Genomic DNA, 20210 nt, shown 5'->3' with positions numbered 1-20210 from the left:
CCGGTGCCGCCCGGTCGCGGGGGGCGTCGACGACCGGGCCGCGGGCACGGCGGGGACGACGGCAGGGCCGGGTGGCCGACGTCACCTCCACGACGGGGCGCCGCCGTCCTACGTTCGTGATCATGAGTGCCCCCGCGCCGGTCGTCCGCGATGCCACCGTGGACGACGCCGCCGCGTGCGCCGCGATCTACGCCCCGTACGTCACCGACACGGCGATCACCTTCGAGACCGAGCCGCCGACGGTCGAGCAGATGGCCGGCCGGATCACCGCGGCCCTGCGCGCGCACGCCTGGCTGGTGCTCGAGGACGACGGCCGCGTGGTCGGTTACGCCTACGGCGGGCCGTACAAGGAGCGCGCCGCCTACCGCTGGTCGTGCGAGGTCAGCGTCTACCTGGAGGCCGGACGACGGCGGGGCGGCGGGGGACGCGCCCTCTACGGGGCGCTGTTCGAGCGGCTCGCGGCGCGGGGCTACCGCACCGTCGTGACCGGGATGACGCTGCCCAACGAGCCGAGCGAGGGGCTGCACCGGGCACTGGGCTTCGAGCCGATCGGCACGTACCGGCGGATCGGGTGGAAGCACGGGCAATGGCGGGACGTCGCCTGGGCACAGCGGACGATCTCGACCGGGGACGACCCGCCCACGGAACCGAGTTGAGCCTCCGCGCTCAGGTACTTCACCGCTAAGGGAAATCGGTCTAGGGTCGGCGGGGTGACATCCCGCCGCGTGGTCATCGCCCTGGGCGGCAACGCCATGACCGGCCCCGACGGGTCGGCGACACCGGGCGCCCAGCGCGCGGCACTGGGCGAGGCGGCCGCGCACATCGCCGACGTCGTCGCCGCGGGCGTCGACGTGGTCCTCACCCACGGCAACGGCCCGCAGGTGGGCAACCTCCTCGTGAAGAACGAGCTGGCCGCGCACGAGGTCCCTCCCGTGCCGCTGGACTGGAACGTCGCGCAGACCCAGGCCACGATCGGCTTCACGCTCGCCGACGAGCTGGATGCCGCCCTGCAGGTGCGCGGCCTCCCCCAGCGCACCGCCGGGCTGATCACCCGCACGCTGGTCGACGCCGACGACCCACACTTCGCCGAGCCCTCCAAGCCGGTCGGCCGCTACCTCCCCCGCGAACAGGCGGACCGGTTCGTCTCACTCGGCCAGATCTGGGAGGACCGCGGGGAGAAGGGCTGGCGCCGCGTCGTCGCCTCCCCCGAGCCGCTGGCTGTCGTCGACTCCGCGGCGGTGCACGCCCTGGTCGCCGCCGGGTTCGTCGTCGTCTGCGCCGGTGGCGGCGGCGTCCCCGTGATCGATGACGGGGTGGACGGGCACGCGCTGCGCGGCGTCGAGGCCGTCATCGACAAGGACCTGACCGCCGCGATCCTCGCCCGCGACGTCGACGCCGACACGCTCGTCATCGCCACCGACGTCCCGAACGTGATGATCGACTTCGGCACCCCGTCGCAGCGCCCGCTGGGCCGGGTGACCGTCGCCGAGATGCGTGAACTGGCGGCGGCCGGGCAGTTCGCCCGAGGATCGATGGGCCCCAAGGTGGAGGCGGCGCTGCGCTTCCTCTCCCATGGCGGCCGGCGCGCCGTCATCACCTCGCTCGAGCACATCGCCGACGCCGTCAGTGGCGACGACGTCGGCACCGTCGTCACCAACTCCTGAAGGGAACCCGCATGCCCGCACCGATCGAGGTCCGCAAGGTCCCGCTGCACAACGTCAGTGACGCCTCCGAGCTCGCCAAGCTCATCGACGACGGCGTGATGGAGGCCGACCGGGTCATCGCCGTCATCGGCAAGACCGAGGGCAACGGCGGGATCAACGACTACACCCGGATCATCGCCGACCGCGCCTTCCGCGAGGTCCTGCTCGAGAAGGGCAGCCGGTCGAAGGAGGACGTCGCCGACATCCCGATCGTGTGGTCCGGCGGCACCGACGGCGTCATCAGCCCGCACGCGACCGTCTTCGCGACGCTGCCCGAGGACTCGGTCGAGAAGACCGACGAGCCGCGGCTGACCGTGGGTTACGCGATGAGCGACGTCCTGCTGCCCGAGGACATCGGCCGCGTCGCGATGGTCGAGAAGTGCGCCGAGGGTGTGAAGAAGGCGATGGAGGCCGCCGGCATCACCGACCCGGCCGACGTCCACTACGTGCAGACGAAGACGCCGCTGCTGACGATCGACACGATCCGCGACGCCCACCAGCGCGGGGAGACGACCATCCTGGAGGAGCCGCACGGCTCGATGGACATCTCCAACGGCACGACGGCGCTGGGCATCGCGGTGGCGCTCGGCGAGATCGAGATGCCGACGCAGGAGCAGATCATGCGCGACCTCTCCCTCTACAGCGCCGTCGCCTCGTGCTCGTCGGGCGTGGAGCTGGACCGTGCGCAGATCGTCGTCGTCGGCAACGCCCGCGGGCACGGCGGCAACTACCGCGTCGGCCACTCGGTGATGAAGGACGCCCTCGACCAGGACGGCATCTGGAACGCCATCCGCGACGCCGGCCTCGAGCTGCCCGAGCGGCCGCACCACACCGACCTCGGCGACCGGCTGGTCAACGTGTTCCTCAAGTGCGAGGCCTCGCCCGACGGCAAGGTGCGTGGCCGGCGCAACGCGATGCTCGACGACTCGGACGTCTCCTGGCACCGCCAGATCAAGGCGACCGTCGGCGGCGTGACCGCGTCGGTGACCGGCGACCCGGCGGTGTTCGTCTCGGTGGCCGCGGTGCACCAGGGCCCGTCGGGCGGCGGCCCGGTCGCCGCGATCGTCAAGGCGTGACGACAGCCGTTCCTCGAGGGGCATCGCAGCGAGGAACGAGGGAGGAGCGGACCGGGGCGCGGAGTCACGCAACCGGCATGGCGTAGCTCCCAGCAGCAGGCGTGCTTCGGGGAAGTGGGGCTCCGGACGACGTTCCGGAGCCCTGCTTCCCCGACGTCGTGTCCGGGGTGGATCAGGCGAAGCTGCCGCGCAGACCGGCGACCGGTGGCAGGGGTGCGGTGAGGTCGTGATCCACGGCCGTCGTCGCCGCGGGGGCGGGCGACCGGGACACGGCCGGGACGGGCGGCCTGCCGCGCCGGCGGTCCGGCGTCCCCGGCACCACGAACCGGTAGGTGGCGTCGACGTCCCGGACGGCGAAGACGTCGTCCTCCGGGCCCGCGTGGTGCAGGACGACGGTGTCGAACCGCTCCGCGACCCGGCGCAGGGCCTCGGCGTCGGAGACGTCGATGACGGTGCCGGCCGTGGCGAACGCGGTGACCGGCACGATGCGGTCGGCGTGCCGGACCAGGAACTCGTCGGCGGCGTCGCCGCGGCCGGCCCGGCCGAGCCACGCCCCGCCACCGGCGACGAGCAGCGCGAGGGCCAGCACGGCGACGGCGACGACCCGGGCCACGCCGATCGGCACGGAGAACGCCAGGACGTCGAACGACCGGGGAACGACGGCGGCCACCGTCACGGGGGTTCCCGTCGTCGTCGACAGCACGCTGCCCGCATCGCCGGCCAGGCGGAGGGACGTGGCGTCGAGGGCGAAGTCCAGACCGGCAGGAGGCGCGGCCTCGAAGGCCGAGCCGCGGGCGGCGCCGGACATCGCCACGGTGGGGGTGACGGTCAGCGTCGCGGTGCTCCCCGAGACGCCGACCTCGGCGTGGTGCCGGCTCAGCACCTCGGACGCGCGGGCCGCATCGACGTCGACCGACGCCGTCGCCACGCCGTCGGCGTAGGTCACGACGGACCCGCTGTCCAGGTAGGTGCTCCAGCCGTCCGCCGCCCGGATCGAGACGTCGAGCCGCAGGGCGCCCTGGAGGTCCGCGAGGCCGGGGCCGCCGACGGTGCTCGTGTAGGAGACGGTCAGGCCGGTGGCGAGCGCGGTCCACACGGTGTCGCCGGTCTCGATGGCCCCGGTCGGGTAGGTGGTGCCGGGCCGCGCGGAACCGGCGTAGGAGAAGCGGCCCTCCTGGATGACCTGGAGGGTCTCCTCGGCCCGCTCGGTGCCCGGTAGGACGAACAGGACGCCGGCCCCGGCCGCGGCCAGCAGCGCCACGGCGCCCGACGCCAGCGCCACCTGGCGCGCGCGGGCCCGGACGAGCATCGGCAGAGAACCGGCGGAGAGCCGTGGCAGCGACAGCGCGGGCGCGGAAAGGGCCGGCGCACGCAGGACGGGCAGCCGTCGGCGGAGCGCCCGGGCGCCGTGCCGGCCGCGGACCCGGCGGGCCGAGCCGAGGACCAGGGACGCCGCGGCGCCCGCCAGCACGAGGACCCACGGGGAGCTGATCGCCTGGAGCGCCCTGCCGCCCTGCGGGATGCGCAGGAACAGGCGGCCGAGGATCTCCTCCCGGGTCGGGCGGTCGTCGTCGAGCCAGTCGTTGTTGTCGCCCTGGGTCACGAAGCCCTCGGCGTCCGCGGAGACGATGCGGTGCATGACGATCGTGTCGAGGGAGTCGCTCTCGTACGCGACGACGTCACCGACCGAGTAGGTGCCGGCCCGGCTGAGGATGGCGAGGTCACCGGCGGTGAACCCCGGCTCCATGCTGTCGCCGTAGGTGGTGACGTACGTGGTGCCACCGCCCAGGGTCGCCGGCCAGAACAGCCACATGGTCGCGAGCACCAGCGCGACGACGGCGCTGGTGCTCGCGACTCGTGATGCGGCGGTCATGGGAAGGCACCGATCGTGGTTCGGGCGAGGCGGCCACGCGGACCGCCTCGCCCAGGCGGACCGCTAGTTCGAGGTGACCGTCAGCGAGGTCTTGTCGAAGGAGGAGATGAGGGGCGGCGTGGTCAGGCTGCAGGTGACGACGTGGATCGAGCCGGACAGCGCGTAGCTGCAGGTGTTCTCGCCGGAGGCGATCGGGGTGGTGCCGCTGTAGAGAGTCATGCGCGCCGACATCCCCGGCGACGCGACGGCCTGGTCCACGGTGAAGGCCACCGACTGCAGACGTCCGCTGTCAGCGGTCGTGGGCGTGTAGGCGATGTTGCTGACCGCCACGCCGGTCGCGATCAGCTCGCCGTAACCGGCGACGTTGTTGTCGACGGCGGTGAAGTCGTTGCCGGCGGTGAAGGCGGAGGTCGTGACGCCGGCAGCGGCAACCGCGACTCCGGCGAGCAGAACGCGCGACTTGCGCATTGCTGGTCCTGTTCTCTCAGCGGCTCAGCCCGCCCGGATGCTGGTCAGCCGGGTCATCGGCACTGGCCTGTGCGTTGACGGCTCAGTTCTCGGCAATGGGCAGCACGTTCTCAACTCCTGTCCCAAAAGAATCTCGAGTCACCGAGTCGACAATTCCGGGGCGGTCACCGAATGGCATTCCGAGCCGGCGGCGTGGCCCCGTGAGGCCGACCGGCGTGGGCGGTGCCCCGGAGGGGCCGGCCGGCTCGTGGGCCGACCCGCCGACACACTCGGGAGCGGTCCGACCCTCGTCCTCTAGGTTGGGGGTCGGGGTCCCGAGGCAGCGGCACGACCGGGCCGGACGAGGGGAATGCGGTGGACCGGTCAGGGCGAGTGAACAGGGCGGCTCCGGCCGTCGTCCTCGCCCTCGTCGTCATCGCCGAGGTGATCAGCGGTCGCGAGCACGTCGTGCTCGGGCTGTCGGCCCTCGCACCCCTGGTCGCCGCCACGTCGCTGAGCCGGCGGGCCACGATCACCTACGCCGCGTGCGCCTTCGTCGTCGCCACGCTCCTCGGCCTCTACGCGCAGCAGTACACCGCCGAGGCCGGGCTCGCGCAGACCATCCGACTGGTCGCCGTCACGCTCAGCGGCGTTCTCGGCGTCCTCACCTGCCAGTTGCGCATCCGGCGCGAGGCGCACGTCGCCCGGCTCAGCGCCGAGGCCGCCGCGACGAAGGCCGTCGTCCGGACCGGTGAGTCGCTGCAGCGCGCTCTGCTCGGCACGGCCCCGCGGGTCCCGGGCCTGGAGACGGCGGCCCGCTACCTGCCCGGTGACAAGGGCGCCCAGGTCGGCGGCGACTGGTACGACGCCTTCCCCCTCGCCGACGGCCGGACCATGCTCGTCATCGGCGACGTCGCCGGTCACGACGCGCCGGCGGCCGCCACCATGGCGCAGACCCGCGGGATGCTGCGCGCGCTGGCCCGGTCGGGGCGCTCGTCACCTGCCGCCCTGCTCACCGCGCTGGACGACGTGCTGGCCGGGCTGGCGCTGGAGACCCTGGTCACCGTCACCGTCGCCACGGTCGACGTGCGCGGCCTCGGCGGTGACGCGGTGCCCCTGCGCTGGTCGAACGCCGGGCACCCCCCGCCGGTGCTCGTGCGCGCCGACGGCACGGCGGAGGTGCTGGAGCGCTCCCCCGACCGGCTGCTCGGGGCCGGCCCGGAGACCACCCCGCGGACCGATCACGACCTGCTCCTGCGGCGGGGCGACACCCTGCTGATGTACACCGACGGACTGGTCGAGCGGCGGGGGATGACCCTCGACGACGGCACCGCCTGGCTGGTGCGCGCCCTGCAGGACCTGGGCAAGGAGCCGCTGGACCGGATGGTCGACGGGCTGCTGAGCGCGCTCGGCACCCGGGGCGACGACGACATCGCGCTGCTGGCGGTCCGCCTCCCCGCCTGACCGGCGCTCAGGGGTCTGCGCGCAGGTGCCGCGGTGACCGGGATGCCGCACGCTGGGCCCACCGCCCGACCCGGGCGGCGGACCGGTGCGGCGGCGATGCCGGCGGCACCTCACGTCAGGAGCCTGCATGAGATCCACCCGCGTGGTCGCCGCCCTGCTCACCGCCGCCCTCCTGACCGCGTGCAGCGGCGAGGAGACCGGACCGGGCGGGGACGCCGCGAGCGCATTCCCCACGGAGACCATCCGGTTGCTCGTCCCCTACACCGCCGGCGGACCCACCGACATCGCTGCGCGCGCCCTCGCGACGCACATGGAGGAGGAGCTCGACGAGACGGTCGTGGTCGAGAACCTCCCGGGGGCCTCGGGCGCCACCGCCTACCAGCAGCTGATCAGCGCCGAGGCCGACGGGCACACGGTCTCCATGACCGCGCTGCCGACCGCGGTGCTGAACTACCTGACCAACGACGTCGGCTACACCCGCGAGGACTTCACGCCGATCGGCGTCGTCACCCGCGTGCCGTCGGGGATCGTGGTGCCGGCCGATTCGCCGCACCAGGACGTGGAGTCGCTCTTCGAGGCCGCGCAGGCCGATCCCGGATCGGTCACCGTGGGCACGCCCGGCGCCACGAACACGCACGCCGCCGAGACCCGGCGGATCACCCAGCTCTACGACGTGCCGCTGACGGTCGTGCCGTTCGACGGCAACTCGGAGGTGCAGACGGCGCTGCTGGGAGAGAACGTGACCGCCGGCTTCGTGAACCTGTCGCAGGACATGCTGCCGTCGATCGAGTCCGGCGACCTGCGCGTCCTCGCCGTCGGCAGCGAGGAGCCCCTGCCGTACGTGGACGCCCCCACCTTCGTCGAGGAAGGGTTCCCCGAGCTCGTCCAGAGCACGACCACGTTCGGGGTGATCGCGCCCGCGGGGATCCCCGACGAGGTGCGGCAGACGCTCGAGGACACGCTGCGCAGCGCGGCGGATGAGCCGGCCGTGGTGGAGACGCTGGACGAGCGGTACGTGCCCGAGGAGTTCATCGGCAGCGAGGGTCTGGAGGAGCTGTTCGTCGAGACCGAGGAGACGTTCCGCGACGTCATGACCGACTGAGCGAGCGTTCGTCAGGCGGGCGAGAGGTACGCGGGCGGGACCGCGTCGACGAGCCACACGCCGTTGGCCGAGCGGCGGAACGTGAACCCGGCGGCGGCCATCGCGGATGAGTCCACCCGGAGGACGACCGGGCGGCCACGTCGTCCCCCGACGACGCGCGCGGTCTCGACGTCGGGGCTGAGGTGCACCGCGTGCCGCCGGCCGGGCCGGAGCCCCTCGGCGAGGATGGCGGGGAGGAACCGCTCGACCGTGCCGTGGAACAGCTCCTCCGGCGGGTGCTCGGGCGCGTAGCCGAGGTCCACCGTGACGCTGTGCCCCTGGCTGGCCCGGATCCGCGTGCCCGTGTCGTCGAAGGCGAACCGGCGCTTGTCGTTGGTGGCGACGACGCGCTCCAGCTCCTGACGGGTCAGCCGGAGGGCACCGAGCACCTGCTCCACGTCGGCCCAGCCGGCCGGGTCGAGGACCAGGCCGACGCTCTCCGGCCGGTGCCGGAGCACGAACGACAGCCGCTTGCTGGTCCGGACGACGTCCACGCACCTCAGTGTCCGGCGAACCAGCTGTCCGGCGGGACGTCGGGGCCGCGCGGCTCCCGCTCCTCGCGCGCCGGCTCGGGCGGCGTCCACGGCCAGAGCTCGACGACGTCGCCGGCCGCACGGCGGATGGATGAGCCGTCGAGCTCGGTGACGGTCTCCTCGATGCCCAGCTCGGCGCAGCGGACGACGATGCGCATCGGGCCCTCGGGCGGCAGGGGATGCAGCCACCAGTTCTGATCGACCTCCAGCTCCCCGCCGGAGCCCGAACCCTGGTTTAGCACGATGCCGTCGTCGAGCTTGTCCGGGGAGCCGATCGTGCTGGCCCGCCGGCCGTCGGCGAACTGGACGCCGAGCAGGAACCGTCCCGGACCGGGCCCGTGCGACCACATCAGGTCGTGCAGCCGGTCCCGCGGGTGGACGCCACCGCGCACCCGCACGACGAGGTCGAACGACAGCCCGGTCGAGTAGACGTGGAGGCCGACCAGCGCGACCGCGGCGTCGTCGGTGCGCGCCAGGAGCGCATTCACCGGCAGCGCGACCGGGATCTCGTTCGTCGGGGCGATCATCCGCCGGTGGAGGTCGTCGGGCCCGTGCTCGGTCCACATGGTCGCGAAGCCTGTCCGTTCCGGTACTCCCCCGGCAAGGCCCTCCCGACCGCGAGATCTGCACACCCGGGGCATCCGGGCCGGGGATGAGCCCGAGCGTGCAGATCCCGTACCGGGTCAGCGGGAGTAGTACTCCACGACCAGCTGCTCCTCGCAGACGACCGGGACCTCCTCGCGCGACGGCGTCCGCTCGTAGCGGCAGACCAGGTCGGCCAGCCGGACCTCGAGGTACTTCGGCGCCTCGGCGTGCGCGCCGGAGGCGGCGACGACGAACGGGTCCTTGGTGCGCGACCTCTCGGCGATCTGGACGAAGTCCCCGGGCTTGAGCCGGTACGAGGGGCGGTCCACGCGCTTCCCGTTGACCAGCACGTGCTGGTGGGTGACGAACTGGCGGGCCTGGTAGATCGTGCGGGCGAACCCGGCGCGCAGGACGGTAGCGTCCAGCCGCGACTCGAGGTCCTGGATCAGCGCCTCGCCGGTCTTGCCGCCGGTGCGCTTGGCGCGGTCGAAGGCGGCCCGCAGCTGCGTCTCGCTGATGTCGTACTGCGCGCGCAGCCGCTGCTTCTCCTTGAGGCGGGTGGAGTAGTCGCTGTCCTTGCGGCGCTTGCGACCGTGCTCGCCCGGCGGGTACGGGCGGCGCTCGAAGTACTGGACGCACTTCGGCGTGAGCGGGATGCCCAGCGCGCGACTGAGCCGGACCTTGGGACGGGGCGTGTTCACTTAGGACCTCCGGTTTGGTTAGGCTCACCTTACAACGCACCCACGAGCGCTCCGAGGTGGTCCCATGACGGCCGGTTCGACCCACTCGTCCGCGGCCGTCGACCGGCAGCCGCCGGCGGCCGAGCGCGCCCGCACGGTCGCCGTCCGGCCGGCGGCGTCCCTGCACGTCGCCGGCATCGGCGACTGCCAGGTCCGGGCGACGACGACGACCAGCGCCGGCGACGTGCTGCTCGTCGTCCCCGCCGACGGCGGAGCCATGACGGCACTGCGCGGCTCTCCGCTCGGCGACGTCCCCGCCCGGCTGACCGTCACCGACCGCGCCCCCTTCCCGATGCGCCACCCGGTGCGCGGCCTGGTGCAGCTCTCGGGCTGGCTCACCCCGGTCGCCGAGCAGGACGTGCCGCAGCTGGTGCTCGACTTCGCCGACTCGTCCCCGGTCGAGGCGCTGTTCGAGGTGGGCCTGGGCGTCACGCTGGTGCGGCTGAACCTCGCCGACGTGCAGCTCGAGGAGTCGGGCACGTGCGCCGACGTCGACCCCGACGACTTCCGCGCCGCCCGGCCCGACGTCGTCAGCGGGGCGGAGACGGAGCTGATGGCCCAGCAGTGCCAGGCGCTCAGCCGGCTGTCGGGCCGGGTCCAGCGCTGGGCCGGCCGGCACGACGACGTCCGGCTGCTCGGGCTGGACCGGTTCGGCGTCCGGTTCCGGGTGCAGGGGCGGAGCGGGTGCTACGACCTGCGGGTGCCCTTCGAACGGGCGCTGCACGGCGTGGAGCAGTTCGGCGCCGCCGTCGACCACCTGCTCTCCTGCGGCCCGAGCTGAATCACGCGCCCGGCGGGCCGTCCGCGGCACGGCGCGGGGCCCCTCGGACATCATCCGGGCTCCTCCGATGAGTTGCGCCCGCGAGTTCCGTCTCACTGCTGCCGAGTGAACTGCGTGAGAGGAACGGTCATGACCATCGAGACACCCCCCGTCGCCGTCGTCCGGGCATCCGGCGTCGCCGCCTGCGACCGCCCGTCGGCCGTCACCCGATCACTGCTGGGCTACGGGCCACTGGCCGGCGCCGTCTACCTGACCTCCGGGGTGGCGCAGGCGCTCACCCGTGACGGATTCGATCTCGGCCGGCACAGCCTGAGCCTGCTGGCCAACGGCCCGCTGGGCTGGATCCACGTGACCACCCTCGTCGTGACCGGGCTGATGACGATCGCTGCCGCGGTGGGTGTCCACCGGGCGTTGCGCGGCGGACGGGGAGGCTCGTGGGGGGGTGGGCTGCTGGGCGGATACGGCGCAGCGCTCGTCCTGGGCGGCGTCTTCGTGGCCGACCCGATGGACGGCTTCCCCGTCGGCACGCCGGCCGGCGCCCCCGTGGAGACGACGCTCAGCGGCATCCTGCACCTGGCCGCGGGCGGGCTCGGCTTCGCCTGCCTCGTCGGGGCGACCGCCGTCCTCGCCCGCCGCTTCGCGCGCGAGTCGCGGCCCGGCTGGGCCTGGGCCTCGGCGCTCACCGGCGCCGTCGTCCTGGCCGGGTTCACCGGTGTCGCCGGTGGATCGACGTCCGCCCTCGCCGTGCTGGGGCTGTGGACCGGTGTCGTCGCCGGCTGGGCCTGGATCGCGGCGGTGTCGGTGCACCTCTACCGGCGCACCCCGCACCCGACCCGTCCCCGGGCCTGAGCCACGCCGCGGGACCGGCGAACCCGCCGGGCACGGCCTCTCCGCCCGATTCGCGGCATCGAGAGCTCGAGGTCCCGACACGCCCGACACGCTGCGCCTGAACAGCGCGTTCCGTAATTGATGGCCCCGCACCGCTAGCCTGCCGCCGCCAGGAACGGTTCGGTTCTTAAACGCATAGGAGCACCGATGGCGGACAGTGCGGGCGTCGACTACCCGGAGCCCCGAGCGGTGGTCGACCTGCTGGTCACCAGCAAGGGCGACGTGCTGCTGAGCTGGGTGGAGGCGGCCGGCGATGCCGAGATCGTCGTGACGGTCGGGGAGGACCGGTCGAAGCGGCGGGTCCGGCTGGAACCCGGCGAGCACGTCGAGGTGGTCTGGCGCGGTCCCGAGGAGCTCCGGTCCCGGCCGACGGAACTGGTCGCGACGCAGCTCGACCCGCCGCAGTGGCGACTGCGCCCCGTCGGCCCGGCCACCCGCGGGCAGCGTCGGTCGGCGGTGCGGGCGCCGCTGAGCGTGCAGGTGCAGATGACCGTCGGATCCGAGGTGCTGCAGGGTTCGACGCTCGACATCAGCGAGGGCGGGATGCGCGCCCTGTTCGGGCCGCTCGGCACTGCGGACCGTGCCGCCCTGACCGACGAACCGGCCGACGAGCCGACCGAGGCCGACGCGACCGGGGCGCCGGCCGAGCCGTCGGCCGGAGCGGAGCCGCCCCGGCCGGAGAAGGAGGACCGGCTGCGCATCGGCGCCGTCCTCCCCCTCGTGCTCTGCCTGGAGCAGGAGGAGGTGCCCTGCCGCGGGGAGGTGACCCGGCGGATCCCGCGGCAGGACGGCCGCACGGAGCTGTGCTTCCGCTTCGTGGACATGCACGAGCGGACGCAGGACCGGATCCGCCGGCACGTCTTCGCCGGGCTGCGCACGCTGCGCGCCCGCGGCCTGCTCTGAGCGGCTCGCCCCCCGAGTGCGACGAACTCGTGGCCATCAGCTGCTGATGGCCACGAGTTCGTCGCATCCGGGGCAGGGGTCAGGCGGTCCGGGCCTCCTCGGCGAGGGCTGTCAGCTCACCTTTCCGGCCGTGCCTGCCGATGACAGGGCTGACGCCCGTCCGATCGGAGGTGCTCCATGGCGGTCGGAACACCGTTCCCGGAGATCCTCTCCGCGGCACGCGCAGGCGCCCCCTGGGCCTTCGAGGTGCTCTACCGGGAGCTGGCCCCGTCGGTGACCGGCTACCTGCGGCTGCACGGCGCCCTCGAGCCGGACGATCTCGCCAGCGAGACGTTCATCGGTCTGTTCACGGGCTTGTCCGCGTTCGAGGGCGACGAAGGCGCGCTGCGGGCCTGGGTCTTCACCATCGCGCACCGCCGGCTGGTGGACGACTGGCGGCGACGCAGCCGACGTCCCCAGCTCGCCGGCGGCGAGGACGGGCTGCCGCCCACCGCCATGGGCGGGGACGTCGAGGACGACGCGCTGGCGGCGCTCGGCTCGGCCACCGTCCACCAGCTGTGCGCGGCGCTCCCCGACGAACAGCGGACCGTCATCCTGCTGCGGATCGTCGCCGACCTGAGCCTCGAGCAGGTCGCCGCAGCGATGGACCGGTCGGTGGCGTCGGTGAAGGCGCTCCAGCGCCGCGGACTGCTCACCCTCCGGAGTGAGCTGGACCGCACGGGCGCGCCCCTGTGAGGGGCGCCGGCGATGTCGGGGATGAGATGACCACCAGCCAGCTCGACGACGCCTTCGAGGCCTACCTCGCGGGGCGGCCCGTTCCCCCCGAGGGTGCGGCGCTCATGTCGTTCGCGGAGACGGTGCGGGAGATGTCCACCCGACCCGCCCGGCCGAACGCGGAGCTCGCCGAGCTGCTGACCACCGGTCTCCTCACCGTCCCCGCCCCGGCGGAGACGGTTCCCACGGCCCGGGGAGCGGCGTCCACCGCGCCCGCCGGGCGACCGAGAAGGAGAAACCGCATGTTCACGATCCTCGCCGCCGCCGTCGCCAAGTTCGCCTCCGCCGGGGCCGTGGCCCAGGCCTCCGCCGGCCTGGGCGCCGCCCTGGTCGGTGTCAGCACCGCCGGCGTCGCCGGCGTCCTGCCCGCCCCCGTCCAGGACGGCGTGGCCACCACCATCGAGGCGGTCACGCCCTTCGACGTGCCCGACTCGGGTGACGCCGAGGAGACCACCGAGCCGACCTCCGAGGAGGCCACCTCGGAGGAGGAGCCGGAGGCGGGCACCGGCCCGGCCGACATCCCGACCCTGCCCGACTTCGGCAGCTCGGTCAGCGAGGACGCCCAGGACGGCGGCGTGGACGGCGCCCAGGTGAGCTCCGACGCCCGTGAGGCCCACCGGCCCGAGCAGACCGGCGCGCCGGCGGACCAGGCGCCCGAGCGCCCGGCCACCCAGTCGACGCCCGCTCCCCGCCCGGCCCCGGCCCCGGCCCCGGCTCCCGCGCCCGCCCCGGTTCCCGCCCCGGCTCCGGCCGAGCGGCCCGCGGCGGGCGACGACGCCCCGGCGCCGTCTGCCGGTCAGCCGCAGACCGGTACCGGGCGCCCCTGACCCGCCCGCTCCCCGAGTGCGACGAACTCGTGGCCATCAGCTGCTGATGGCCACGAGTTCGTCGCATCCGGGGCAGGGGTCAGGCGGTCCGGGCCTCCTCGGCGAGGGCGGTCAGCGCCTGCTCGAAGCACGCCTGCGGCGGCTGCACGAGACCCGCGCCGACCTGGCCGGTGCCGGCGATCCGCCCGGCCATGCCGGTGTTGATCTGCGGCAGCCAGCCGGTGCGCGCCACCTTCAGCACGTCGATGCCGGTGGGCGAGCCGCGGAAGCCCATGATCGGGATCGCCATTGCCGGGTTCTCGGTGAGCGTGAGCTGGTACATCCGCTCCGTCGTCGCCAGGGCGTCGGGGACGGTGCCACCGACGAACCGGACGATCGCCGGGGCCGCGGCCATGGCGAACCCGCCGATGCCGTAGGTCTCCATGATCGCCGAGTCGCCGATGTCGGGGTTGGCGTCGTCGGGGCCGTAGTCGCCGAGGAACAGGCCGACCGGGGTGTTCGCCGGGGCGGTGAACCAGCGGTCGCCGGTGCCGGCGGTCTGGATGCCGAACTCCGTGCCGTTGCGCGACATCACCGTGAGCATCGTCGAGCCGGGCACGTTCCGGGCGGCGTCCAGCGCGAGCTTGGCCGTCGGCATGCCGAGGTTGAGGAAGAAGTGCTCGTTGCCGCCGATGAACGTCAGGACGGCGGCGATGTCCGACGACGGCACGCCCTCGACGGCCACGATGGACGGCGAGAGCTCGCGCAGCGCCATCAGCGAGCCGGCGCGGTTGCGGTTGTGCCCCTCGTCGCCCATCTGCAGCATCTGGGCGAGCACGGCCTTCACGTCGAGCGGGTCGTTGCCGGCGTCGATCGAGCCGCGCACGGCCTTCGACAGCACCGGGCCGAGGACGTCGCGCATCCAGCGCAGCCGCGCCTGCACCTCCTCGTTGAAGGCGCCCATCCGCAGCACCTTGCCGAGGCCCTCGTTGAGGTTGCAGAACGCCTGCCCGCCGGTGACCGGGTCCTCCAGGCACCACATCCACATCGACGGGCTGGTGACGCCGGCCATCGGGCCGACGGTGCGGTGGTGGTGGCAGGGGTCGAGGGTGATCGCGCCGGTGGAGAGCAGGATCTCGGCCTCCTCGACGTCGGCCGCCCAGCCCTCGAAGAGGCAGGCGCCGACGAGCGCACCGCGCATCGGGCCGGATGCCGCCTCCCACGTCAGCGGGGGACCCGAGTGCAGCAGCGTGCGGTCGGCCAGGCCGATGACCTCGTGGGCCGGCCGGACGTCGACGAGCACCGACCCGGCGGCGAGCAGCCGCTCGACGGCGGTGCGGTTGGCCGCCGCGCGGCGGGCGTCGAGCGCCAGCGCGGCCAGGTCGGCCGGGTCGCCGAAGCCCGGCGGGCGCCAGTCGACGTCGGCGACCTCGGCGCCCTGGGCGCGCAGCGCGTCGGAGAAGACGTCGACGCCGGCGGCGACGATGGACGGCGGGCCGGAGAGCAGGTTCCCGAGGCTCATGCGGAGGCTCCCAGCAGGTCGAGGGCGTACCGCGTCGCCGCGGCGTTCGAGGAGAAGACGGCGGCTCCGGCGGCGGCGAGGGCGTCGGCCTGGCGCGACCAGCCCTGCGGATCGCCCTCGGTGCCGATCAGCGCGACGACGACCGGGAGGGCCTTCTGCGCGCGGGCGGCCTGCAGGGCGGCGGAGAGCGCGCCGGCCGGGTCAGGGTCGGCCCCGTACCCGAGGACGACGTCGAGCAGCAGGACGGCGGGCTCGTCAGAGGCCGCCAGCTCGGCGATCGCCTCCAGGCGCAGCGTGGGGTCGATCATCGGATGGGCGCGGCCCACGGTGAGGGCGTCGTCGCCGAAGTCGACGACCAGGTGGCCCGAGGTGGACAGGTCCGTCCCGACATCCAGCCCGGGCTCCAGCGGCGTGTTCGAGCGGATACCGCCGAGCACGGGGGAGGCGATCAGCATCACCTCGTCGGCGAGCGTGCCGCCGGAGAAGAGGCCCTTCAGCACCGCACCGGGGACGGCCGCCTCGGCCGGGCCGGGGCGGGACGGCCACACCGGGACGTCGAGCCCCATGTCGGTCAGCAGCGCCTCGACGGCGGCGGTGAGGTCGGGCGTCTCGGCCGAGAGGGCGGCGCTGCGGACCGGGACGGAGAGCCCGTCGGCGAACGACGCCACATCGGCCGCCACCGACGGCGCCGGGGGCTTGGAGACGAGCAGCACCCGCTCGGTGGCGGGGTCGGCGTCGAGCGCGGCCAGCGCGTCGAGCGTCGCGAGCCCGCCGACGGCCTCGGAGAGGTCGCGCCCGCCGACGCCCAGCACGTGCGAGACGCCGACGCCGGCCATGTCGAGCAGGCAGGACACCTGCTGGGCGCCGGTGCCGCTGGCCGCCACGAGCCCGACCGGGCCCGGCCGGACGACGTTGGCGAAGCCCAGGGCGACGCCGGAGACGATCGCCGTCCCGCAGTCGGGGCCCATGACCAGCACCCCGGCGTCGTGCGCGGCGCGCTTGAGCGCGACCTCGTGCTCGACCGGGACGCCGTCGGAGAAGACCAGCACGCTGCGGCCCGCGGCGATCGCGTCGGCGGCCTCGGCGACGGCGTACGTGCCGGGGACGCTGACGATCGCGAGGGCCGGGGCGTCGGCGGGCAGTTCGTCGAGGCCCGCACCGACCGTGCGGTGCGGGATCGCGTCGGCGCTGCCGGTGGAGCGCTCGCGCTCGGCGAGGGCGCTGTCGACGTCGGCGAGGGCAGCCGCCAGGGCGTCGTCGTCCTCGGCCCGGACGGCGATGAGCAGCTGCTCGGGCGACGGGTCACCCTCGGGAGCCAGGCCCATACCGGCGGCGAGCTCCAGGTTGAGCGGGGTCGCCATGGCGACGAGGACGGCGGAGACGCCGTCGCGGGCGCCGATCCGGCGACTCACCTGCATCAGCTTCACGGAGTCGGCGTAGACCCCGGAACGCAGCTGCACCGAGACCGCGGCACCTGCTCCGGAGGGGGCTGTGGGGCTCATCCTCGGAACCGTACCCACGGATCTCTCAACGGTGAAGTATCGGCACCTTCCTGCAATAACGATTTAGCACTGAGGTACTTCCGCGAACCTGTGCGCGGTGACACAGTGACGCCTTCCCGGTGGGACGACGCCCGTCGACCAGCACCGGATCGACTCGTAAGTGCACGTCGAGGAGGCACTCATGGCGCTCGGGTGGAAGCTCTACGGGGACGGCAAGACGCCCCCACTGGGAGAGGCCGTCGCCCCCGACGAACGGCTGACGTGGCCGCGCACCGTCGGCATCGGCGCGCAGCACGTCGTCGCCATGTTCGGGGCGACCTTCGTCTTCCCGCTCATCATGGGCCTGGACCCGAACCTCGCGATCATGATGAGCGGCATCGCGACGATCATCTTCCTGCTGATCGTCAAGAACCGGGTACCGAGCTACCTCGGCACCAGCGCCGCCTTCGTCGGCGGCGTGGCGGCGATCCGCGCCAACGGCGGCGACTCCAGCGACGTCGTCGGCGCCCTGCTGGTCGCCGGTGCCGTCCTGGCGCTGGTCGGTGTGATCATCCACTTCTCCGGCCTGGGGCTGATCAACAAGGTGCTGCCGCCGGCCGTCACCGGCGCGGTGGTCATGCTGATCGGCTTCAACCTCGCCCCGGTCGCCGCCGGCATCTACTGGCCGCAGGACCAGTGGGTCGCGCTGGCCACGATGACGTTCGTCATCGTCGCCTCGCTGGCGCTGCGCGGCTTCCTCGCCCGCATCTCGATCCTGCTGGGGCTGATCTTCGGTTACCTGCTGTCGGTGCTGCTCGACGTCACCGCCGGCCCGATCACCTCGCCGGACGGCACGGGTGTCGAGAGCACCCGCGACCGGATCAACTTCGACTCCGTCGCCGCGGCCGACTGGTTCGGCCTGCCGGACTTCACCGGGCCCAGCTTCTCGCTGAACTTCAGCCTGCTGGTCATCCCCGCCGTCATCGCCCTCGTCGCGGAGAACGTCGGCCACGTCAAGGCCGTGGCCGAGATGACCAAGCGCGACCTCGACCCGTACATGGGCCGCGCGGTCGGCGCGGACGGCTTCGCGACCATGGTCGCCACCTCGGTCGGTGGCTCCCCCACGACCACCTACGCCGAGAACATCGGCGTCATGGCCGCCACCCGCGTCTACTCGACGGCCGCCTACTACGTGGCGGCGCTCGTCGCGATCCTGCTGGGTCTCGTCCCCAAGTTCGGCGCGCTGATCAACATCGTCCCGGGCGGGGTCCTCGGCGGGATCACCGTCGTCCTCTACGGGATGATCGGCCTGCTGGGCGCCAAGATCTGGAAGGAGAACCGGGTCGACTTCGCCAACCCGATCAACCTGGTGCCGCTGGCCGCGGGCATCATCATCGGCATCGGCAACGTGACCCTGACCTTCACCGAGGACTTCTCGCTCACCGGCATCGCGCTCGGCTCGATCGTCGCGGTGGCGGCGTGGCACCTGGCCCGCTGGCTGGCGCCGGCGGACATGAAGGCCGCGCTGCTGCGCGAGGGCAGCGTGCCCGAGAGCGCGTCGGTGCTGGGCCACACGGGCGCCCCGGTGGGAGGCACCGAGGGACCGGCCGGCGGCTACGCCGACGAGCGGGGCGGCACCGATCCGTCGTCGGTGGACCAGGTCGGCCGACCGGGCGTGCTCGGCGGGGACACGCCGGGCAGGGACACGAACAATCGGTAGCGGCCCCTCCGCTCCGTCGCACTCCGCCGTCCCCGGCGGTCGGACGAGATCTCCTGATCCGTCCCGACCGCCGGGGACGGCGTGCTCCGGGGCCGGCGGCGCCGACCGCGGGCACCGGCTCGCCCGGTTCCCGGCGGCAGGTGACCGGCGAGCGACGCCGTAACGAAGTTTTAGCGCTGAGGTACTTTCGCCGGCCTCCGCCCGGTGACAGAGTGACTGCTCCACACCCGCTCGCACGGAGGTGACCGCAGCAGGTGAAGCCAGCCCCCTTCCGCTACGCGGACCCAGCCACCCTGGACGAGGCCCTCGAGGTCCTCGCCGAGGAGGGCGCCAAGGTGCTCGCCGGGGGCCAGTCGCTCCTGCCGCTCCTGTCGATGCGCCTCGCGGCGCCGGCCACGCTCGTGGACATCAACCGCGTCCCGGGCCTGGCCTCGATCGAGGCCACCGACGACGGGGTGACCGTGGGCGCGCTCGTCCGCCACAACGCCCTGCTGCACGACGACGGCGCCGCCCGCGTGCAGCCGCTGCTGGCCCGGGCGACGGCGAACGTCGCACACCCGGCGATCCGCAACCGCGGCACCACCGTCGGCTCCATCGCGCACGCCGACCCCTCGGGGGAGATGACGTCGGTGCTCGCGCTGACCGACGGCTCGGTGACGGTGGCGAGCGCCGCGGGCACCGAGGTCGTGGGCTGGCGGGACTTCTTCGTCGGCCCGCTGGAGACCTCGATCGCGGGCACCGCCGTCGTCACCTCCGCGTTCTTCCCCGAGCTGCCGCCGCGCTCGGGCACCGCCTTCGCCGAGATCGCCCGCCGCAAGGGTGACTACGCCGTCTGCGGCGCCGGCGTCGTCGTCACGCTGGACGCCGACCGGCGCGTGGAGTCCGCCCGCGCCTCCTACGTCTCGGTGGGGCTGACCCCCGAGGTGCACGACCTGACCGAGGCCGTCGCCGGCTCGCCGGTGGACACGGCCGACTGGGCCGCCGCCGGGGCGCTGGCGCGCACACTGGTCGATCCGGACACCGACATCCACGCCAGCGCCGACTACCGGCGGCTGCTGGTGGGCGTCCTGACCGAACGGACTCTGGCCGAGGCTGCCGCCGAGGCCAACGCGAGAGCGACGCGCGAGTGAGCATCGCAGCGAGCGCCAGCGAGCGAGGAGCGGATCGAGTGGGAAGCCGAGCCATCAGCACGGGGAGGGCCGCATGACCAGCGTCGACAGCGAACGGACCATCACCGTCACGGTGAACGGTGTTCCACGTGAAGCGACCGTGCCGGTGCGCCGGCTGCTGTCCGACGCGCTGAGGCACGACCTGGGGCTGACCGGCACCCACGTCGGCTGCGAGCACGGGGTCTGCGGGGCGTGCACGGTGGTCGTCGACGGCGCTCCGGTGCGCTCGTGCCTGATGCTCGCCGTCCAGGTGGACGGGGCGGAGGTGCGCACGGTCGAGGGGCTGGCGCACGAGGACCACCAGGGCGGCCAGGTGCTGCACCCGGTGCAGGAGGCCTTCCGCGAGTGCCACGCCCTGCAGTGCGGGTTCTGCACGCCGGGGTTCCTCATGACGATCGCCGCCGGGCTCGAGGCGCGGGACAACACGGCGGAGCTCACCGAGGAGGAGGTCGACGACATGGTCGGCGGCAACCTCTGCCGGTGCACGGGCTACGCGAACATCAAGAAGGCCGTGCACCACGCGAACGCCGCGATGAAGGACGGCGCCTGATGCCGCTGGCCGCCGCAGGCATAGGAACCTATGCCTACGTTCTGGGCCCGAAAA

At 73.6% G+C, this 20210-nt stretch carries 20 protein-coding genes; 13 read left to right on the top strand and 7 right to left on the bottom strand.

Annotated features, from left to right (window positions below; genetic code table 11):
- Positions 1-122 precede the first annotated feature (122 nt).
- The 3 genes from ABDB74_RS00755 to ABDB74_RS00745 are packed head-to-tail and all read left to right on the top strand — an operon-like array spanning position 123 to position 2779.
- Positions 123-656: an N-acetyltransferase family protein gene (locus ABDB74_RS00755; RefSeq protein ID WP_346621024.1), complete on the top strand. Its 534-nt coding sequence runs from the start codon at positions 123-125 to the stop codon at positions 654-656.
- A 54-nt stretch (positions 657-710) separates the two neighbouring features.
- Entirely contained in the window at positions 711-1664 is a 954-nt protein-coding gene (locus ABDB74_RS00750; RefSeq protein ID WP_346621022.1) for a carbamate kinase, read from the top strand.
- Positions 1665-1675: 11 nt separating this feature from the next.
- A complete protein-coding gene (locus ABDB74_RS00745) occupies positions 1676-2779 on the top strand; it encodes a ring-opening amidohydrolase (protein WP_346621020.1) in 1104 nt (367 codons plus the stop codon).
- A gap of 172 nt (positions 2780-2951) precedes the next feature.
- Here ABDB74_RS00745 and ABDB74_RS00740 read toward each other — a convergent pair whose 3' ends face one another.
- Entirely contained in the window at positions 2952-4652 is a 1701-nt protein-coding gene (locus tag ABDB74_RS00740) for a signal peptidase I (RefSeq protein ID WP_346621018.1), read from the bottom strand.
- Positions 4653-4715: 63 nt separating this feature from the next.
- On the bottom strand, positions 4716-5120 hold the full coding sequence (locus tag ABDB74_RS00735; protein ID WP_346621017.1) for a hypothetical protein: 405 nt from the start codon (positions 5118-5120) through the stop codon (positions 4716-4718).
- A 372-nt stretch (positions 5121-5492) separates the two neighbouring features.
- On the opposite strand from ABDB74_RS00735, the gene ABDB74_RS00730 reads away from it, so the two are divergent.
- Together ABDB74_RS00730 and ABDB74_RS00725 are read left to right on the top strand one after the other, a co-directional pair.
- Positions 5493-6563: a SpoIIE family protein phosphatase gene (locus tag ABDB74_RS00730; protein ID WP_346621015.1), complete on the top strand. Its 1071-nt coding sequence runs from the start codon at positions 5493-5495 to the stop codon at positions 6561-6563.
- A gap of 127 nt (positions 6564-6690) precedes the next feature.
- Positions 6691-7665: a tripartite tricarboxylate transporter substrate binding protein gene (locus tag ABDB74_RS00725; RefSeq protein ID WP_346621013.1), complete on the top strand. Its 975-nt coding sequence runs from the start codon at positions 6691-6693 to the stop codon at positions 7663-7665.
- Positions 7666-7676: 11 nt separating this feature from the next.
- On the opposite strand, the gene ABDB74_RS00720 is transcribed toward ABDB74_RS00725, so the two are convergent.
- From ABDB74_RS00720 to rpsD, 3 genes are all read right to left on the bottom strand, one after another.
- The gene (locus ABDB74_RS00720; RefSeq protein ID WP_346621012.1) at positions 7677-8198 is read right to left on the bottom strand and encodes an RNA 2'-phosphotransferase; all 522 of its coding nucleotides are present in this window, start codon (positions 8196-8198) and stop codon (positions 7677-7679) included.
- Positions 8199-8203: 5 nt separating this feature from the next.
- Positions 8204-8803 carry a hypothetical protein gene (locus tag ABDB74_RS00715; protein WP_346621010.1) on the bottom strand — a complete coding sequence of 200 codons (600 nt, stop codon included), beginning with the start codon at positions 8801-8803 and terminating at the stop codon, positions 8204-8206.
- Between the two features lie 117 nt (positions 8804-8920).
- Complete coding sequence (gene rpsD, locus ABDB74_RS00710) at positions 8921-9523, bottom strand: 30S ribosomal protein S4 (RefSeq protein ID WP_346621008.1); 603 nt, start codon at positions 9521-9523, stop codon at positions 8921-8923.
- Between the two features lie 64 nt (positions 9524-9587).
- Here rpsD and ABDB74_RS00705 point away from each other — a divergent pair, with 64 nt between their 5' ends.
- From ABDB74_RS00705 to ABDB74_RS00685, 5 genes are all read left to right on the top strand, one after another.
- Positions 9588-10343, top strand: coding sequence for a DUF2470 domain-containing protein (locus ABDB74_RS00705; RefSeq protein WP_346621006.1), 756 nt, complete (start codon positions 9588-9590; stop codon positions 10341-10343).
- A gap of 129 nt (positions 10344-10472) precedes the next feature.
- On the top strand, positions 10473-11192 hold the full coding sequence (locus ABDB74_RS00700; protein ID WP_346621004.1) for a DUF998 domain-containing protein: 720 nt from the start codon (positions 10473-10475) through the stop codon (positions 11190-11192).
- A gap of 186 nt (positions 11193-11378) precedes the next feature.
- Positions 11379-12134, top strand: a complete 756-nt coding sequence (locus tag ABDB74_RS00695; protein WP_346621002.1) for a PilZ domain-containing protein — start codon at positions 11379-11381, stop codon at positions 12132-12134.
- 177 nt (positions 12135-12311) lie between these two features.
- On the top strand, positions 12312-12869 hold the full coding sequence (locus tag ABDB74_RS00690) for an RNA polymerase sigma factor (protein ID WP_346621001.1): 558 nt from the start codon (positions 12312-12314) through the stop codon (positions 12867-12869).
- 26 nt (positions 12870-12895) lie between these two features.
- Positions 12896-13735: a hypothetical protein gene (locus tag ABDB74_RS00685; RefSeq protein ID WP_346620999.1), complete on the top strand. Its 840-nt coding sequence runs from the start codon at positions 12896-12898 to the stop codon at positions 13733-13735.
- A gap of 79 nt (positions 13736-13814) precedes the next feature.
- Here ABDB74_RS00685 and ABDB74_RS00680 read toward each other — a convergent pair whose 3' ends face one another.
- Together ABDB74_RS00680 and ABDB74_RS00675 are read right to left on the bottom strand one after the other, a co-directional pair.
- A complete protein-coding gene (locus tag ABDB74_RS00680; RefSeq protein ID WP_346620997.1) occupies positions 13815-15236 on the bottom strand; it encodes a DUF1116 domain-containing protein in 1422 nt (473 codons plus the stop codon).
- Positions 15233-16738, bottom strand: coding sequence for an FdrA family protein (locus tag ABDB74_RS00675; RefSeq protein ID WP_346620996.1), 1506 nt, complete (start codon positions 16736-16738; stop codon positions 15233-15235). The genes ABDB74_RS00680 and ABDB74_RS00675 overlap by 4 nt, the downstream gene beginning before the upstream one ends.
- A gap of 181 nt (positions 16739-16919) precedes the next feature.
- On the opposite strand from ABDB74_RS00675, the gene ABDB74_RS00670 reads away from it, so the two are divergent.
- The 3 genes from ABDB74_RS00670 (at position 16920) to ABDB74_RS00660 (ending at position 20156) form a co-directional block, all read left to right on the top strand.
- Positions 16920-18437 (top strand): solute carrier family 23 protein, encoded by a 1518-nt coding sequence (locus ABDB74_RS00670; protein WP_346620994.1) that lies wholly within the window; start codon positions 16920-16922, stop codon positions 18435-18437.
- A 254-nt stretch (positions 18438-18691) separates the two neighbouring features.
- Positions 18692-19567: an FAD binding domain-containing protein gene (locus ABDB74_RS00665; RefSeq protein WP_346620992.1), complete on the top strand. Its 876-nt coding sequence runs from the start codon at positions 18692-18694 to the stop codon at positions 19565-19567.
- A 73-nt stretch (positions 19568-19640) separates the two neighbouring features.
- Entirely contained in the window at positions 19641-20156 is a 516-nt protein-coding gene (locus ABDB74_RS00660; RefSeq protein WP_346620991.1) for a (2Fe-2S)-binding protein, read from the top strand.
- The last annotated feature ends 54 nt before the right edge of the window (positions 20157-20210 follow it).

This window comes from Blastococcus sp. HT6-4, from assembly GCF_039679125.1.
Lineage (GTDB): Bacteria > Actinomycetota > Actinomycetes > Mycobacteriales > Geodermatophilaceae > Blastococcus > Blastococcus montanus.
This window is presented reverse-complemented; position numbering and strand designations above follow the sequence as displayed.